The 16,310-nt window shown below is 66.0% G+C and carries 13 protein-coding genes; 1 reads left to right on the top strand and 12 read right to left on the bottom strand.

Going from position 1 to position 16,310, the window contains the following annotated elements; translation table 11 throughout:
- Window positions 1-5: 5 nt before the first annotated feature.
- From DFO48_RS05315 to nirB, 11 genes are all read right to left on the bottom strand, one after another.
- On the bottom strand, window positions 6-761 hold the full coding sequence (locus DFO48_RS05315; RefSeq protein ID WP_114862786.1) for an ABC transporter ATP-binding protein: 756 nt from the start codon (window positions 759-761) through the stop codon (window positions 6-8).
- Window positions 761-1,801 carry an iron ABC transporter permease gene (locus tag DFO48_RS05310; protein WP_114863104.1) on the bottom strand — a complete coding sequence of 347 codons (1,041 nt, stop codon included), beginning with the start codon at window positions 1,799-1,801 and terminating at the stop codon, window positions 761-763. The genes DFO48_RS05315 and DFO48_RS05310 overlap by 1 nt, the downstream gene beginning before the upstream one ends.
- 78 nt (window positions 1,802-1,879) lie before the next feature.
- Window positions 1,880-2,932 (bottom strand): iron ABC transporter substrate-binding protein, encoded by a 1,053-nt coding sequence (locus DFO48_RS05305; protein WP_003074253.1) that lies wholly within the window; start codon window positions 2,930-2,932, stop codon window positions 1,880-1,882.
- Window positions 2,926-3,462 (bottom strand): DUF2478 domain-containing protein, encoded by a 537-nt coding sequence (locus DFO48_RS05300; protein WP_003074256.1) that lies wholly within the window; start codon window positions 3,460-3,462, stop codon window positions 2,926-2,928. Before DFO48_RS05300 ends, DFO48_RS05305 begins: the two co-directional genes overlap by 7 nt.
- A gap of 25 nt (window positions 3,463-3,487) precedes the next feature.
- A complete protein-coding gene (locus DFO48_RS05295) occupies window positions 3,488-4,384 on the bottom strand; it encodes a substrate-binding domain-containing protein (protein WP_199406955.1) in 897 nt (298 codons plus the stop codon).
- A gap of 5 nt (window positions 4,385-4,389) precedes the next feature.
- Entirely contained in the window at window positions 4,390-6,444 is a 2,055-nt protein-coding gene (locus DFO48_RS05290) for a TonB-dependent receptor plug domain-containing protein (RefSeq protein WP_370449555.1), read from the bottom strand.
- Between the two features lie 165 nt (window positions 6,445-6,609).
- A complete protein-coding gene (locus tag DFO48_RS05285; protein WP_003074262.1) occupies window positions 6,610-8,052 on the bottom strand; it encodes an NAD-dependent succinate-semialdehyde dehydrogenase in 1,443 nt (480 codons plus the stop codon).
- A gap of 146 nt (window positions 8,053-8,198) precedes the next feature.
- A complete protein-coding gene (gene cobA, locus DFO48_RS05280) occupies window positions 8,199-9,023 on the bottom strand; it encodes a uroporphyrinogen-III C-methyltransferase (protein WP_114862784.1) in 825 nt (274 codons plus the stop codon).
- Window positions 9,024-9,059: 36 nt separating this feature from the next.
- Entirely contained in the window at window positions 9,060-11,921 is a 2,862-nt protein-coding gene (locus DFO48_RS05275; protein ID WP_114862783.1) for a nitrate reductase, read from the bottom strand.
- Window positions 11,922-12,125: 204 nt separating this feature from the next.
- Complete coding sequence (gene nirD / locus DFO48_RS05270; RefSeq protein WP_114862782.1) at window positions 12,126-12,524, bottom strand: nitrite reductase small subunit NirD; 399 nt, start codon at window positions 12,522-12,524, stop codon at window positions 12,126-12,128.
- 163 nt (window positions 12,525-12,687) lie between these two features.
- A complete protein-coding gene (gene nirB / locus DFO48_RS05265; protein ID WP_233506334.1) occupies window positions 12,688-15,162 on the bottom strand; it encodes a nitrite reductase large subunit NirB in 2,475 nt (824 codons plus the stop codon).
- Window positions 15,163-15,290: 128 nt separating this feature from the next.
- Between nirB and DFO48_RS05260 the strand changes: the two genes are divergently transcribed.
- The gene (locus DFO48_RS05260) at window positions 15,291-15,479 is read left to right on the top strand and encodes a hypothetical protein (protein WP_034348293.1); all 189 of its coding nucleotides are present in this window, start codon (window positions 15,291-15,293) and stop codon (window positions 15,477-15,479) included.
- Here DFO48_RS05260 and DFO48_RS05255 read toward each other — a convergent pair.
- Window positions 15,452-16,264: an ABC transporter ATP-binding protein gene (locus DFO48_RS05255; RefSeq protein WP_003074273.1), complete on the bottom strand. Its 813-nt coding sequence runs from the start codon at window positions 16,262-16,264 to the stop codon at window positions 15,452-15,454. The genes DFO48_RS05260 and DFO48_RS05255 overlap by 28 nt on opposite strands.
- Window positions 16,265-16,310: the final 46 nt, after the last annotated feature.

Genomic DNA, 16,310 nt, shown 5'->3' with positions numbered 1-16,310 from the left:
GCGCTTCAGCAGCCGCCCGATAGATGAGCGGCAATCGCCGCCTCGCTGACGCCATAGAGCTCAGCCAGCGCTGCGGGCGCGGCCACTGCGCGCGGCTCGCCCACACCCAGCAGCCGCCCATGGCCCAGCAGAGCGATCCGGTTGGCCACACGCAAACCGTGCTCGGGCTGGTGGGTGGACAACAGCACGGCCATGCCCTGGGCGCTCAGCGCCTCGATCTGCTCCAGCACGCGGATCTGGTTGCCGAAGTCCAGGCTGGCCGTGGGCTCGTCCATGACCAGCAGCGCCGGTTCCTGCGCCAGTGCGCGTGCAATCAGCACCAGTTGCCGCTCGCCGCCGCTGAGCTCCGTGTAGCGGCGTGCGGCCAGATGGGCGATCTGCAGCCGCTCCATGCAGGCCAGTGCCATGGCACGGTCCGCGCCGCAGGGCCTGGCCAGCAGGGGCAGGCGCGCGGCGCGGCCCATGAGGACCATGTCCAGCGCCTCGAAGGCAAACACCCCGGCCTGGGCCTGGGGCACATAGCCGACGCGGCGCGCGAACTCCGCACGCGACCAGCTCTGCACCGGTTGGCCCTGCACCAGCACCCGGCCCGCCAGCGGCGCCAACAGGCCCAGAACCGTGCGAAACAGCGTGGTCTTGCCACAGCCGTTGGGGCCCAGCAGACACAGCACCTCGCCGGCGGCAATCGACAGATCCACCGCTTCGCTGACCACGCGGCGACCGTGGCCGGTGCTCAGGCCCTGCAAGTCCAGCACCGTCATCAGGCATCTCCCTCGCGGCGGCCCGTGCGAGCCAGCAGATACAGAAAAAACGGTGCACCGACCAGGGCCGTCAGAATGCCCAGCGGCAGCTCGATACGCGCCATGGTGCGGGCCAACGTATCGGCAGCCACCACAAAGCCCGCGCCCAGCAGGGCCGAAGCCGGCAGCAGGCGCACGAAATCAGGGCCGACCAGCAGGCGCGCCACATGCGGCACCACCAGTCCGACCCAGCCGATGATGCCGGCCAGCGACACCGCCGCCGCCGTGCCCAGCGTGGCGCAAACCACCAGCACCAGGCGCAGCCACGCGACCGGCACGCCCAGAGCCCGCGCTTCCTCATCGGGCAGGGCCAGCAGATTGATGCGCCAGCGCAGCAGCAGCAAGGGCAGCAGGGACGCCAGCATCACGGGTGCCGTGGCGACCACTTCCTGCAGCGTCACGGCCGACAGGCCGCCCATGAGCCAGAAGGTGATGGACGGCAGCTGGGTGTTCGGGTCGGCCAGGGTCTTGATCAGGGCAATGCCGGCACCCAGCAGGGCACCCAGCGCCATTCCTGCCAACACCAGCACCAGCACCGGGTCGTGCCTGCGCACACAGGTGCTGATGAGCACCACGACAGCCACGGCGACCAGTCCGCCGCCAAAGGCCAGCCATTGAACAGCAAACATCGACAGGCCCAGATAGATGGCGACGACGGCGCCCAGGCCGGCACCGGCCGAAACGCCCAGAATGTCAGGCGAGACCAGCGGGTTGCGAAACATGCCCTGGTAGGCCGCACCGGCTGCAGCGAGCATCGCGCCGACCGCCATGCCGGCTGCGATGCGCGGCAGCCTGATGTTCCAGAGCACGGTTTCAGCCGCTGGCGCCAACGGCGACGCAGCCCCCGTGGCCCGTGCCCAAAGCGCTTCGGCCAGCTGTGCCGGTGCCAGTGCAAACTGCCCCGAGCCCAGCGCCCACAGCAGCACCAGAGCCAGCAAGACCAGGGCCGGCCACCAACCCAGGTTCCTGCGCACCCGGCCGCGCCGGCGGCACTGACTCATGTCCGCCCTCGAAGCATCACTTTCGCTGCGCTCATCGCCAGGTCTGGAATCAAAGGACTTCATGCAGTTCCGACGCCTTCAACGCGCGGCGTCCAGCAGCGCTCGCAACTGCATCGGCGACAGCTGGAGGCCATAGAACAGCGCATAAAACTCGCGCACCGCCTGCTCCAGGGCTTTGACATCTTGCTGGGCGAAGCGGCCCGGATGCAGCTTCTCAAGCAGCCAGCGCACGCCGATCAGCCGGTTCACGCTGGGCGGGCCGTCCAGCCAGCCGAAAGGCAGCACCGGCGCACAGTGCACTCTGCCACTGCGCACGGCGCTGACGCCGCGCCACAAGGGGTCCTGGCGCACGCGCTCGGCAAAGCCCGCCTCCTGGGTCAGTATGACTTCGGGGTCCCAGGCCAGTATCTGCTCCATCGAGACGCGCGTGAGTCCGCCCCTGCCGGCCTGGGCCGCCACATTGCGACCGCCCGCATACTCGATCACCTCGACATTGATGGAGCCGGCCAGCCCGGTTTCCAGACCGTTGGCGCCGCGCCCCAGATAGACACGCGGCCGGGCCTGCTCACCAAGGCCGGCAGTCACGGCGCGCACCAGAGCCGCGACCTCGTCGGCATGGCGGGCCAGGGTCTCTGCGCGCCCTGCTGCCCCCAGCAAAGCGCCCACCTCGCGCAGCTGGCGCGCATGTTCGGGCAGGCTGCCTTGCACCAGCACGCAGGCCAGGCCCGTCTGGCGCGCCAGGCGCTCGGCGGCAGAGACATGGGTGGCGTCGGAGGTCCCGGAGTCCAGCACCAGATCGGGTTGCAGCGCCAGCAGCTTTTCGAGCGGCAGGGTGCTGCCACGGCCCGACAGGCGCCCGAGATAGGGCAAAGTCTGCAGTGGCGCTCCCAGATGGGCGCGCGCCGCATCGCCAAGCTGCATGGGCCAGCCCAGCAACTGCTGCGGTGCCAGCGCGGCCAGCAGCACGCCTGCCGGCGGCCCCGACGCGAACACGCGGCCAGGCCGTGCAGGCAGCGCCCCAAAGCGGGCGGCAATGACCGAGCCGCCATCCTGCGCCCAGACCCCACCCTGATACAGGTTCGAGGCCAGCGTCGCAGCACCGGCCTGCAGCCATTGGCGCCGCGTCAGCATGACCGGTCTCCCTGGTCTTCGCGCTGCAGCTGCTGGCAGCACCAGTGCAGCAGTGCCTGTTCGTCAACCGGCAGACGCACGAAGGCGCCGCCGGTAAAGCTCTGCCAGCCGGCCTCGTGGCGGGCCGCCACGGCCGTGACCACGGGAATGCCAGCCTCGACAAAAGCGGCGATCTCCTGGACAAAACCGCCACCGGCGGCTTCGAGCTGGCCGAAGCAGTTGACGACGGCCAGCTCCACGCCATCGGCCAGTGCCTGGCGCAGCACCACACTGGCCTGGGCCAGTGCCTGCGGGTTCAAGCTGCAGGCCTTTGAGCTGACACCCAGGTCCTCGGTCATCTCGAACTGCAGGCCGCTGCGCAGATCCAGCAGACGCATGCACTTGTTGCCGTTGGCATAGCGGCTCTGGCGATGCACCAGCCCACCCACCTGCCGGCCCGACTGTTGCAGCCGCCGTGCCACGCCCTCCAGCAAGTCCTCGATATCGTGCCGCTCATCGGGGTATATCAATGCCGCCAGCGGCGGCGTCATAGCAGTGCTCATACTGCTCCTTCGCTCAAGTCTGTCCATCGACACCGGCACTCATGCCGGCGGGCACGCTATCGCGCGCAAACACCCAAGGGCCGCCCGCGCCGCTGGCCGCTTCCAGCGCATGCTGGCCGGCCGCAGACAGCAGGTACTCGGCCAGCAGGCCCGCCGCCTGGCGCTGCTGCGCCGTGGCCGGATGGCGCGGGCCGGGCGTGAGCAGCACATAGGGTCTGCGCATCAGCGGATCGCCATGCAGCAACCGCTCTATGCCAGGCGCGCTCATCTTGCCGAAGGCCAGGGGAATATGGCCGACCACGGCATAGGCCTGCTCGCGCGCCGCCAGCTCCAGCACTGCCTGTGGTCGCGGGCCGGTGTCGGCGCGCAGCCAGCGCGCATCGGGGCGTATGCCGCCGCGCCGCCACAGACGCTGCACCACGGTATAGCTGCCGGGATCGCGCAGCGCGATCAAGGGCGAGCCGGTTTCGGCAATGCGCCGCAGCGCCTGCGTGCCGTCAGCGACCGAACGTACGCCGGCGGGGTCATGAGCGGGGCCGGCAATGACATGCTCGTTCCAGCCCCAGACACGCGCGGCGGAAGCCATGCCGCTGGCCTCCAGTGCCATGGCTTCGTCGCTGGCGTGAATCAGCAGCATCTGCGCCTGGCCGCGCGCGAAGGCGGGCACCACGCCCTCCTTGGGTGCAGCCGCCACGGTGGTGACCGGCATGGTCAGGGCGTGGCTGGCCTGCTCGGCCACGCGCGGCCACACGCCGCACAGCACCAGCCCGCCCACGGCAGCCACCTGTACGCCGGTGCCCGAAGCGGGTTGTGCTCCCGCCGCCAGAGCCGGGCCACCGGCCATGCCCAGGACAGCCAGCCTCCGCAGCCAGTCACGCCTTGCCAGCGATGTCAGAAGCAGGTTTTGCATGACCTTCAGAACCGGTAGCCCAGATTTACATACCAGCTGCGCCCCGGCATGGGCAGACCGTCGGCCAGCTGATACCACTTGTCGCCCAGATTGGCCACGCCGAAGTCCAGCGTGGTGTCCGGACGCGGCAGATAGCGCGCCCGCAGATTGGCCACGCCGTAGCCGGCCATCTGATAGACCTGGGCCTGGCCGCTGGCCGACAGCGGCACCTTGCGGCCCTGTTCTGCCTCCAGCTCGGCGCGCAGCTGCCACTGGGCCTGCGGATTCCATTGCAGGGCCGCCGTCAGGCGCTGGCGCGGCGTGTCCGTCAGCGTGATGCTGCGGTCGCTGAGATTGGTACGGCTCAGATAGGTGTAGCCCGCATGCACAGCCCACTGGGCCGACAGTTGCTGCGCCAGCGACAGCTCAAGACCGACATTGCGCGTGCGCCCTACGTTCTGCGCCTGGTTGCAGGTCTTGCCGCCACAGGCAGTGGAGTCCACGACCATGGTCTGGATCTGGTCGCGCACCCTGCTGTAGAACAAGGCCGCCTGCCCCTTGCCGCCCTGCCAGGGCTTGCCGCTCAGGCCCAGCTCCAGATGGTTGGCCACCTCGGGCTTGAGGTCGGGGTTGGCCAGGGCCGTTCCCATGCGCGCCGAATAGCGGTCCTTGATGGTCGCAAAGCGGCTCTTGTGCGAGGCAATCAGATAGACCTCGTCGCCCTGGGCCGTGAGCGCATAGCTCAGTCGTGCCAGGCCGTTGGTGGCACTGGTGGAGCCCGTGGGCCACTGGTAGACCTGCTTGGCATCGCGCTGATCATGGCTCAGGCCCAGCGTCAGGCGCCAGCGCTCGGCCAGGGCGATGTGATCCTCGAGCACCAGTGAGGTGGTCACATCGCGGTAGTGCTTCTGCGGGTCCTTGCCCGAGGCCGCGTCGGTGTGCTCGTCCTCCTTGTAGTGGAAGGCCGCATGCAGCTCATGACCGGAGAAGGCGTAGTTGACCCACTCCACGCTGGCACCCTTGCTCACGTCCTTGTAGCTGCTGGTCGGATCGTGGGCCGTGTAGCTGGCGTCCTTGTACATGTCGAGACCGTTTTTGTAGGTGTCGTGGTAGAGGCGCGTCTTGAGCACATTGCTGCCGTTCAGACGGGTGGTGCTCAGGAAATACAGGCTGTCCTTGTCCCAGTAGGGCCAGCGCCAGTAGCGCACGGCATTCTTCTGCGTGGACTGGCCGGTGTAGACGGGATTGCCCTTCTCGCCTTCCTGGTGCACATAGCCGATGGCGTATTCGTCCGTGGCATTGGGCGTGAGTCCGAGCTTGAAGGACAGGCGCTTGTCGGTGCGGTCCGCGTTCTCGCGATTGCTGCCGGTATCGGTGGGCTGCTTTTTGTAATCCCTGAAGCCCCGGGGCAGAGGAAAGCTGTCGGCCTCCAGGTAGGAGGCGCCCAGCTGGTAGTACCAGTTGCCCTGGTTGCCCCCCAGGTTGAAGCTCGCCCTGCGCTCGCCGCCGCTGCCCACACCCAGGCGCACGTCGCCCTCGAAGGGCTTGACCGGTTTGCGCGTGACCAGATTGACGGCGCCGCCCAGCGTATTGGGACCGTACAGCAGCGAGGCACCGGCCTTGGCCACGTTGATCTCGGCCAGGTCGAAGGTGGTGAAACGGCCCAGATCCACATAGCCGTCGTAGGGCACATACAGAGGCACGCCGTCCACAAAGATGGGCACCTGGCGCGAATCGAAGCCGCGCAGATTGATCATTTCCTCGTTGCGGCTGTTGCGCGAGAGGCTCACGCCAGGAAGATTGCGCACGGCATCGGCCACGGTGCTGGCGTTGCTGCGCTCCATTTCGGCACTGGATACACGCTGCATGTCGCCGGCCCCGAGCTCCTCGGCCTCGCGCCGCGCGCTGACTTCCACCGTACCCAGCGTGAAGGTCTGGCTCGCGGCTTCGGTTGCGCCCGCAGCTGCCACCTGCGCCCAGGCCGTGCCCATGGGCACGATGGCCAGCGCGCCCCACAACCAGCTGTGGCGAAGAACATAACTCGGAGGATGGAGAGAGGAAACCGTGGAGTGCAATGACATGGCGCGGGCTGGAATTTGTTGTCGAATGTAAAAAACCGTCGATTCTAGCCACCGCTATTCATTTTTGGAATAACGATCGACAAACAGTCCCCATAAGCCGCACGGCATACACGTCCCATGAAAAAGGCCACCCGAGGGTGGCCTTGCATCAGATGCCTTGCAGATTCAAACGCAGCTGATAGCCACGGCCTTGGCCACCAGATAGGCCTCCAGCGCTTCCGGGCCGCCTTCGGAGCCGTAGCCCGAATCCTTGATGCCGCCAAAGGGCAGCTCGGCCGATGGCAGTGCCGGCTGGTTGATCCACAGCATGCCGGCTTCCACATCCTGCGACAGCTGGTGCGTTGTCTTGAGCGATCGCGTGAAGGCATAGGCCGCCAGGCCATAGGAGAGGCGATTGGCCTCCTGAATGGCATCCTCGATCTTGTCGAAGCCGCGAATCGCCGCCACGGGACCGAAGGGCTCCTGGTTGAAGATATCGGCCGTCAAAGGCACGTCGGCCAGCACCGTGGGCGCAAAGAAGTTGCCCGCAGAACCAAAGGATGCGCCGCCCGTCATCAGCTTGGCGCCGCTTTGCTCGGCGTTCTGGATCAGCTGGGTCAGCGCGGTCACGCGACGCGGATTGGCCAGCGGCCCCATCTGCGTGCCCTGCTCCAGGCCGTTGCCGACCTTCAATGCCTCGGCATGGGCGACCATCGCGCGCGTGAACTCCTCGCGCACGCTGTTGTGCACCAGAAAGCGCGTGGGCGAGATGCAGACCTGGCCCGCGTTGCGGAACTTGGCCGCGCCTGCGGCCTTGACGGCCAGTTGCACGTCGGCATCCTCGGCCACGATCACGGGGGCATGGCCGCCGAGCTCCATGGTGGAGCGCTTCATGTGCAGGCCGGCCAGCGCTGCCAGTTGCTTGCCCACGGCCGTAGAGCCCGTGAAGGTCACCTTGCGGATCACCGGGTGGGCAATCAGATATTCGGAAATCTGTGCGGGGTTGCCATAGACCAGGCCCACGACACCTGCAGGAATGCCGGCATCGACGAAACACTTGAGCAGCGCTGCGGGCGAGGCCGGTGTTTCTTCGGGCGCCTTGACCAGGAAGGAGCAGCCCGAAGCCAGGGCCGCGCCGATCTTGCGCACGATCTGGTTGACGGGGAAGTTCCAGGGCGTGAAGGCGGCGACCGGGCCCACGGGCTCCTTGATCACCAGTTGCTGCTGCTCGGGGCGACGCGAAGGCACGATGCGGCCATAGACACGCAGAGCCTCGTCGGCAAACCATTCGATGATGCCGGCGCCGGCAATGATTTCCACCTTGGCCTCGGCCAGCGGCTTGCCCTGCTCCTGCGTCAGCAGCGCGGCGATCTCGTCGGCACGCTCCTTGAGCAGGGCTGCGGCACGGCGCATGATGGCACCGCGCTCGTGGGCAGACACCTTGCGCCAGACCTGAAAGCCCTTGTCTGCCGCCGCCAGGGCGCGGTCCAGGTCGGCAATATCGGCATGGGCCACACGGCCAATCACCTCGCCGCTTGCCGGGTTGCGCACATCAATTTTCTTGCCGCTGGCAGCGTCCTGCCACTGACCGTCGATCAAAAGCTGGGTATCAGGATATGCAGTGCTCATCGCATGACTCATAGGTGTCGGCCGCCGCTATCCCCCTGCAGACTGACGAGGCCGGGTGTGACAAATGTTCAGGGGTTACCGGACAAATTCTAGTCATGCAGGCTCGGCACTCAGACAAAAGGGAGACAGCTGTCAGCAATCGGGCTTCACGCACCCACGGCGCGGCGCAACTGCACCTGCTCAAGCAGGCCGTCAAGGCCGGCTGCCGACGATGCGGCCAGGCCGACCACCTCGCCCACCACGAACACGCAGGGACTGCCCAGTCCGCTGGCTGCCAGCGCCTGCGTCATCTGCCCCAGATCGGTCAGTATCTGCTGCTGTGCAGGCAGGCTGGCGCTCTGGACCAGAGCCACTGGCGTAGAAGCTGGCAGTCCGCCGGCCAGCAGTTGCTGCTGGATGACGGAGGCAGTTGCAACGCCCATGTAGATCACCAGCGTCAGCCCCAGCATCCGGGCCGTGCAGGCCAGCAGCTGCCAGTCATGGCCGGCGCTGCCCGGCTTGGCATGGCCGGTGATGAACACCACGCCATGGGCATGGTCGCGATGGGTCAGCGGCACGCCCAGGCTGGTGGCGGCCGCCAGCCCTGCGGTGATGCCGTTGACCACTTCCACGGCGATTCCGGCCCGGCGCAGATGCTCGACCTCCTCGCCGCCACGGCCGAAGATGAAGGGATCGCCGCCCTTGAGGCGCACCACCAGCTCGCCCTGGCGCGCCGCCAGGATCATGAGCTTTTCGATGAATTCCTGTGAGGTGCTTTCGCGCCCGCCGCGCTTGCCCACATGGACGACGCGGGCGCTAGCGCTGGCAAGCTTCACGATGTCGGCAGACACCAGGTCGTCGGCCAGCAGCAGCGTGGCGGACTGGATCAGCCTCAGCGCCTTGAGCGTGAGCAGCTCCGGATCGCCGGGGCCGGCACCGACCAGATAGCAGCGGCCCACGGGCGGCAGGGAAGTGGCATGGCTGTTTGTCATGGCTGGCCTTTCATATGCATTGCCGGACATCGAAATCTAGGCAGCAACCGGAAGGGCTGCCGACTGCGGCGCAGGCGTCGCATGCACCAGTTGTTTGATCCTGGGAATGCAGGAGCCGCAGCGCGTGCCGCAACCCAGGGAAGACTTGAGCTGGGCGAGTCGCTCGTCGGCGGAGCCCTCGCACGCAGTCAGTGCCGAGCTGATGCTGGCCTCATCCACATTCATGCAGGCACATATCTGTGGCGACCGGGCCGGCATGGCGGCGGGCGGCTTGGCACCCGAGGACAGCAGCAGACGCCCATAGCTTTGCACCGATTGCTCGTCGCGCAGTACCGGCCCCAGCCAGCGGCCGGCGCTGGCATCGCCGCAAAGCAAAAAAGCATCGAGCCTGGGCTCCTCGGTCTGCCGGCCTATCGCCATGGCCCGGCTGCATTGGCGACGCGCATCGGCATAGCGCATGGCCTGCGGGCCATCGAGCTGCAGCAGACTGTGCAGCCGCGCCAGCACCTCGGCGCCGGGCTGCGCATAGGCCGCCGCGCGGAACTGCACGCCGGTGCGACCCTGATCCGCTTTTTCAAGCGGCACGGCGCGCCCGAACAGCACGCAGCTGGCGAAGTCGAACTCGGCCATCAGTTCGGTCAAAGCCTGGCGAACCGAATGCACCTGCCGTTCATCCAGCCAGGCCATGCCCAGACAAGTCCAGGGCAGCTCGGCCTTGAGCAGCTTGACGGCCACATGCTTGAGTTCTGGCTGCTTGGAGCGCGGGCAGCGCTCGGGCGTGGTCAAGGCGTTGACACCCGCAAGCCGCTGCCCCTTGGAGCCCAGACCACTCAGATACATGCTGCCCCAGTGCATGGGCAGATACAGCTGTGCGGGCTGCAGGCCCCCTTCCGCCTGCACGGGCAGCACGATGGCGCCATAGCGGTTGGACAGGTGGACAAGATCGCCCTCCTGCAGCTGCAGGCGCTGCATGTCCTGAGGACTGACCTGCAGCTGCGGTTCGCTGACATGGGCGAACAGGCGCCCCAGCTGGCCGGTGCGCGTCATGCCATGCCATTGATCGCGCAGGCGACCGGTGTTGAGACTGAACGGATGCCGCGCATCGCGCGGCACGGCCGGCGCCTGCCAGGCCTGGACATCGAAGCGTGCGCGCCCGTCCGCCGTCGCAAACACCGCATCGCCATACAGACGCTGGCGGCCCTGGCTGGCGCCTTGCGGCATGGGCCATTGCTGGGGTCCCTTGACCTCCAGCACCGCCCAGCTCAGACCCGTGATATCCAGATCGCGCCCATGTGTGGATTCGCGATGCTCGTTCCAGATGGCTTCTGCACCCGCGTCGGCATTCGCGGTGTCATAGGGAAACAAGCTTGGCAGCGAGGGCCGCAGATGCTCTTCCAGACGCTGCGCCAGTTGCACGCCTATCAGCCAGTCATGGCGTGCCGCCCCCGGTGCGACCACGGCAGCGCGTACCCGCGAGATGCGTCGCTCGCTGTTCGTGACGGTGCCCAGCTTCTCGCCCCAGGTGGAGGCTGGCAGCAACCAGTCGGCATAGGCCGTGGTCTCGGTCGCGGCAAAAGCCTCCTGCACCACCACCAGCTCGGCACGCTCCAGCGCCCTGCGCACCATGGCCTGTTCGGGCATGCTCTGCGCGGGGTTGGTACAGGCAATCCACAAGGCCTTGATCTGGCCGTCGGCAGCGGCCTCGAACATCTCCAGCGCGGATTTGCCGGGCTGCTGCGGAATCGACTCCACTCCCCATAGCCGCGCCACTTCGGCCCTGTGCGCTGCGTTGGAAAGATCACGATGCGCGCTGAGCAGATTCGACAGTCCGCCCACCTCGCGCCCGCCCATGGCATTGGGCTGGCCCGTCAGCGACAGCGGGCCTGCGCCTGGCTTGCCGATCTGGCCGGTGGCCAGATGCAGATTGATCAGCGCCGCATTATTGGCCGTGCCGCTGCGGCTCTGGTTCAGGCCCTGGCAGTACAGGCTGAGCGTGGGACGACGCACATCCGTCGGCTCCTGGGCACCGCCCAGCGCCATCCAGCGCGCCGCCTGGTACAGGTCCGCCACGGGCAGGCCGCAGATGGCAGCGACCTTCTCGGGCGTGGCTTCGCGCACCAGTTCCTTGAGCTGTGCAAAGCCGCTGGTGTGCTGCGTGATGAAGGCGCTGTCCGTCCAGCCCTCCCACAGCATGATGTGCAGCAGACCGTGAAACAGCATCACATCGCTGCCTGGCTGCAGCGGCAGATAGAGATCGGCCAGCTCTGCGGTCTCGGTACGGCGCGGGTCGGCCACGATGATCCTGAGCTGCGGATTGCGCGCCCTGGCCTCTTCCACACGCCGGAACAGAATGGGATGCGCCCAGGCCATATTGCTGCCCGTGATGAACATGCAGCCGGCCAGATCTATGTCCTCATAGCAGGCCGGTGGTGCATCGGCGCCCAGCGTGGCCTTGTAGCCGGCCACGGCGCTGCTCATGCACAGGCGCGAATTGGTGTCGAGATTGTTGGTGCCTAGCAGGCCTTTGACCAGCTTGTTGAAGACGTAGTAGTCCTCGGTCAGCAACTGGCCACTGAGATAGAAACCCAGTGCATCGGGTCCATGTTCGGCGCGGATGCCGGCGATACGCGCCGCCAGCTCGTCCAGGGCCTGATCCCAGCTCACGGCCTGCGGTGCGGATGTCCGCTCCAGCCTGCGCATGGGCTGCAGCAGGCGTGCCTGCTGGGCATAGGCCGGCGCGGCCGTCAGATGCAGGGTGCTGCCCTTGGTGCACAGACGTCCGAAGTTGGCAGGATGCTCGGGATCGCCGCGCACGCCGGTAATCTGCAGGCCATCGGACTCGATGATCACGCCGCAGCCGACACCGCAATAGGGGCAAGTGGATTTGGTTTCTTTCATGGCGTCACCGAAGAGAGGCTGCGGCGCCCATGTTCACTCCTGCGCGGGCCGCCGCAACGCGGACCGCCGAAGGCGAGTCCGCAGCCCACGCCGCAGCAGGGACAGGTGGATCGGGTCTCATGCATGGCAGACTTTCAGTGAAATCATGCTGTAACGCCTTCTGAGTAGGCGCATGCAGCTATTCATTTCATCTCAACAGAGACACTAGGCCGTAGCGCAGCCGGATTTGCCCGCGCAGTGCGCAGGACCTGCATGCGGGCGGGTCTGCTCCAGTGCTCGGCTGGCCAGTTCGTCGGCACGCAGTTGCACCGCACCGTCCTGCACACGCACGCTGAAATAAGGCGTGCAGCCCTCGTCGGGCGCAGCCGCCTCGCCGGAGCTCAGCGCAATCGTCCAGTTGTGCAGCGGGCAGGCCACGCTGCGCCCGAACACAATGCCTTGCGACAGCGGACCGCCCTTGTGCGGGCAGCGGTCCAGCAGCGCAAACACCTCGTCGTCGGCATTGCGGAACACGGCCACATCCAGCCCTTGTGCACGCGCTACGCGGCGTGCTCCCAGCACGGGGATGTCGTCCATCGTGCAGATAGAAATCCATTCGTTCATTTACATCTCCTAAGCTCCCCCTGAGCCGCTTTGCGGCTTCCCCCTCTCTCGCTTCGCGGGAGGGGGACGACGGCCTCACTACAGGGCGGCCCTTGCTCGCCGTCCCTTGGCTATGCCGCGCCAGGTTCGTAAATTGCTGAAAAATTGAAAGAGGTTCTCGGTTTCAGGCAATAACTGACACATCAGCAGGCAGAGCCTGAAACTGGCGCGCATCCACGGCGGCCTTGTCGGCTTCGAACCAGGGATCGGGCTCGCCGTCCAGTGCAAACTGCAGCTGCTCCCACAGTGCCCTGCGGCCCTCTGCATCATCGAGAATGCGTCGCTTGACATGGTCCAGACCCACGCGGTTGATGTAGTGCACCGTGCGCTCCAGATACCAGCCTTCCAGGCGGTACAGCTGCATGAAGGCGCCCGTGTACTCCATCACCTCTTCGGCGGTCTTGAGCTTGGTGAAGAAATGCGCGACCTCGGTCTTGATGCCGCCGTTGCCGCCCACATACATCTCCCAGCCCGAGTCCACGCCGATGATTCCCACATCCTTGATGCCGGACTCCGCGCAGTTGCGCGGGCAGCCGCTGACCGCGAACTTCACCTTGTGCGGTGCGTACATGCGCCACATGGCGCGCTCCAGGTCCTTGCCCATCTGGGTGCTGTCCTGCGTGCCCATGCGGCACCATTCGCTGCCCACGCAGGTCTTGACCGTGCGCAACGCCTTGGCATAGGCATGGCCACAGGGCATGCCGATATCGTTCCAGACGGCCTGCAGATCCTCCTTCTTCACGCCCAGCAGATCGATGCGCTGGCCGCCCGTGACCTTCACGGTGGGGATCTGGTACTTGTCCACCACATCGGCAATGCGGCGCAGCTCGGAGGCCGTGGTCTCGCCGCCCCACATGCGCGGAATCACGCTATAGGTTCCGTCCTTCTGGATATTGGCATGGCTGCGTTCGTTGATGAAGCGGCTTTGCGGGTCGTCCCTGGCTTCCTTGGGCCAGGTGCTGATCAGGTAGTAGTTGACGGCCGGGCGACAGGAGGCACAGCCATTGGGCGTGCGCCACTCCATGAAGCGGAACACCGCATCCGTGCTCAGCAGCTTGTGCTCGCGGATCGCATCGCGCACGACCTGGTGGCCGTGGTCGGTGCAGCCGCACATGGCCTTGGTCTTGGGGGCGGCCGAGTAGTCACCGCCGGCCGTGAACATGATGATCTGCTCCACCAGCCCGGTGCAGGAACCGCAGCTGGCACTGGCCTTGGTGTGCTTGCGCACATCGTCGAGTGTGAACAGGCCCTTGTCCTTGATGGCCTTGCAGATCGCGCCCTTGGTCACGCCGTTGCAGCCGCAGACCTCGTCGCCGTCGGCCATGGCCGCGGCCTTGCTCTGGCCCTGGTGGCCGGTATCGCCGAGATTGGATTCACCGAACATCAGCTTGTCGCGGATATCGGCCACGCTGCGTCCCTCGCGCAGCAGCTTGAAGTACCAGCTGCCGTCCACCGTGTCGCCGTACAGGCAGGCACCGACCAGCTTGTCATCCTTGATGACCAGCTTCTTGTAGACCCCCGCATAGGGGTCGCTCATGAGGATTTCCTCGGTATCGCCACCGCCCTGGAAATCGCCTGCAGAGAACAGATCGATGCCCGTGACCTTGAGCTTGGTCGAGGTCAGCGAACCCAGATAGCGACCGATGCCGAACTCCGCAAGATGGTTGGCCAGCACCTTGCCCTGCTCGAACAGGGGCGCCACCAGTCCGTAGGCAATGCCTCGGTGTGCCGCGCATTCGCCCACGGCATAGATGCGTGGATCGGTCACGGTCTGCAGCGTGTCGCTGACCACGATGCCGCGACTCACATGCAGATGCATGGACTCCGCCAGTTCGGTGCTGGGGCGAATGCCCACGGCCATCACCACCAGTTCGGCCGGGATCTCGCTGCCGTCCTTGAAACGCACGGCGCGCACGCGACCACTGCGCCCGCCGTCTTCATCGCCCAGCAGCTCCTGCGTCTGTGCCTGCATGCGGAACTGCATGCCGCGTTCGGCCAGCGATTTCTGCAGCATCCGGCCCGCTTGATCGTCGAGCTGACGCTCCATCAGCCAGTCGCCGACATGCACCACGGTGACCTGCATGCCGCGCTTCATGAGGCCGTTGGCCGCTTCCAGTCCCAGCAGGCCACCACCTATCACCACTGCATGCTTGAGTGTCTTTGCCGCTTCGATCATGGCCTCGGTGTCGGCAATGTCGCGGTAGGCCAGCACGCCCTCCAGGTCCTTGCCGGGGATGGGCAGGATGAAGGGCTTGGAGCCCGTCGCCATGATCAGGCGGTCGTACTCGGCGCTGGCACTCTCGCCCAGAGCATTGACCGCATGCACCGTGCGCCGGGCCCGGTCGACGGCCGTCACGGTATAGCCGGCGTGCAGCAAGATATGGTGGTCCTGGTACCAGGACCAGTCGTTGAGCACGATATCGCCGAGCGTCTGCTCGCCGGCGAGCACGGGCGACAGCAGAATGCGGTTGTAGTTGGGATGCGGCTCGGCGCCGAAGACCGTGATGTCGTACAGATCGGGGGCAATGGCCAGCAGCTCTTCCAGCGCGCGCACGCCTGCCATTCCGTTACCAATCATGACCAGTTTGGATTTTTTCATCTGAGTCCCCGTGGGCATTTGCAAAGCCAAAAAAAAGACGTCTGCGCGCTTCATGACTTGCATGAACGCGTAGACGTCTTTGTCTGTGGGTTCTGGTCCAGCCTTGCACCATCCCCCGGTGACCCACCTTGGCCACGCTGAACAACACGCAATTGCTGTGCCAGCTTTTCTCAGCCTGCAGAGACTATTCCATCCCGCTGCATGCACTGCTTTTGTGCATGGCCGCTTTATTGCTGTGCAAAACAAACATGGCGCCCCAAGGCGCCATGCAGCTTGAAATCAAAAAGGCTCAGGCCGCCTTCTCCACATGGCCCTGACGCGTGTAGAGGAAGTCGATCACCGCCTTGCGGTAGCTTTGATACTGGGCATCCTCAGCCAGCTCCACCCGGCTGCGCGGGCGTGGCAGCTCTACATGCAGCACCTCGCCAATCGTGGCAGCGGGACCGTTGGTCATCATCACGATCTTGTCGGACAGCAGCACGGCCTCGTCCACATCGTGCGTGACCATGACCACGGTGCTCTGGGTGCGTGCCACGATCTCCAGCAACTCGTCCTGCAGCTTGGCACGCGTCAGGGCGTCGAGAGCGCCGAAGGGCTCGTCCATGAGCAGCACCTGGGGCTCCATGGACAGGGCGCGGGCAATGCCCACGCGCTGCTTCATGCCGCCCGAGATTTCGCCAGGGCGCTTTTGCGCCGCATGACTGAGGCCCACCATGGCCAGCGCCGCATCGGTGCGCTGCGCCAGCTGTGCCTTGCTTTCGCGCTTGCCGAAGACACGCTCCACGGCCAGGTGCACATTGCCCCAGCAGCTCAGCCAGGGCAGCAGCGAATGATTCTGGAAGACCACCGCACGCTCGGGGCCGGGGCCCTTGATTTCCTTGTTGGCGCACAGCAATGCACCGCCCGAGGGAATGGTCAGGCCGGCAATCAGATTGAGCAGCGTCGACTTGCCGCAGCCCGAATGCCCGATGAGACTGACGAACTCGCCCTTGGCAATGTTCAGGTTGATGTCGCGCAGTGCGGGAAACAGACCCTTGGCGGTCTTGAAGGTCTGCTCCACCCCGTGGATCTCGATGTACTTGGTGCTGAGAGATGTATGCATGAGGTACTCCTTGCTTTTTTCCGAGGCCACCGTGGCGCCGGCTTTG

Origin of the sequence: Comamonas sp. AG1104, from assembly GCF_003350425.1 — a bacterium.
GTDB lineage: Bacteria > Pseudomonadota > Gammaproteobacteria > Burkholderiales > Burkholderiaceae_C > Comamonas > Comamonas testosteroni.
The sequence above is the reverse complement of the archived record's forward strand: the minus strand, read 5'-3'. Positions and strand labels throughout refer to the sequence as shown.

Excerpts from the sequence above, each read along its gene's own strand:
- DFO48_RS05305 (WP_003074253.1), bottom strand. The coding sequence starts at position 2,932 with ATGCTGACGCGGCGCCAATGGCTGCAGGCCGGTGCTGCGACGCTGGCC.
- DFO48_RS05315 (WP_114862786.1), bottom strand. The coding sequence starts at position 761 with ATGACGGTGCTGGACTTGCAGGGCCTGAGCACCGGCCACGGTCGCCGC.
- DFO48_RS05295 (WP_199406955.1), bottom strand. The coding sequence starts at position 4,384 with ATGCAAAACCTGCTTCTGACATCGCTGGCAAGGCGTGACTGGCTGCGG.
- cobA (WP_114862784.1), bottom strand. The coding sequence starts at position 9,023 with ATGACAAACAGCCATGCCACTTCCCTGCCGCCCGTGGGCCGCTGCTAT.
- DFO48_RS05300 (WP_003074256.1), bottom strand. The coding sequence starts at position 3,462 with ATGACGCCGCCGCTGGCGGCATTGATATACCCCGATGAGCGGCACGAT.
- nirB (WP_233506334.1), bottom strand. The coding sequence starts at position 15,162 with ATGAAAAAATCCAAACTGGTCATGATTGGTAACGGAATGGCAGGCGTG.
- DFO48_RS05290 (WP_370449555.1), bottom strand. The coding sequence starts at position 6,444 with ATGTCATTGCACTCCACGGTTTCCTCTCTCCATCCTCCGAGTTATGTT.
- DFO48_RS05275 (WP_114862783.1), bottom strand. The coding sequence starts at position 11,921 with ATGAAAGAAACCAAATCCACTTGCCCCTATTGCGGTGTCGGCTGCGGC.
- DFO48_RS05285 (WP_003074262.1), bottom strand. The coding sequence starts at position 8,052 with ATGAGCACTGCATATCCTGATACCCAGCTTTTGATCGACGGTCAGTGG.
- DFO48_RS05255 (WP_003074273.1), bottom strand. The coding sequence starts at position 16,264 with ATGCATACATCTCTCAGCACCAAGTACATCGAGATCCACGGGGTGGAG.
- DFO48_RS05310 (WP_114863104.1), bottom strand. The coding sequence starts at position 1,801 with ATGAGTCAGTGCCGCCGGCGCGGCCGGGTGCGCAGGAACCTGGGTTGG.
- nirD (WP_114862782.1), bottom strand. The coding sequence starts at position 12,524 with ATGAACGAATGGATTTCTATCTGCACGATGGACGACATCCCCGTGCTG.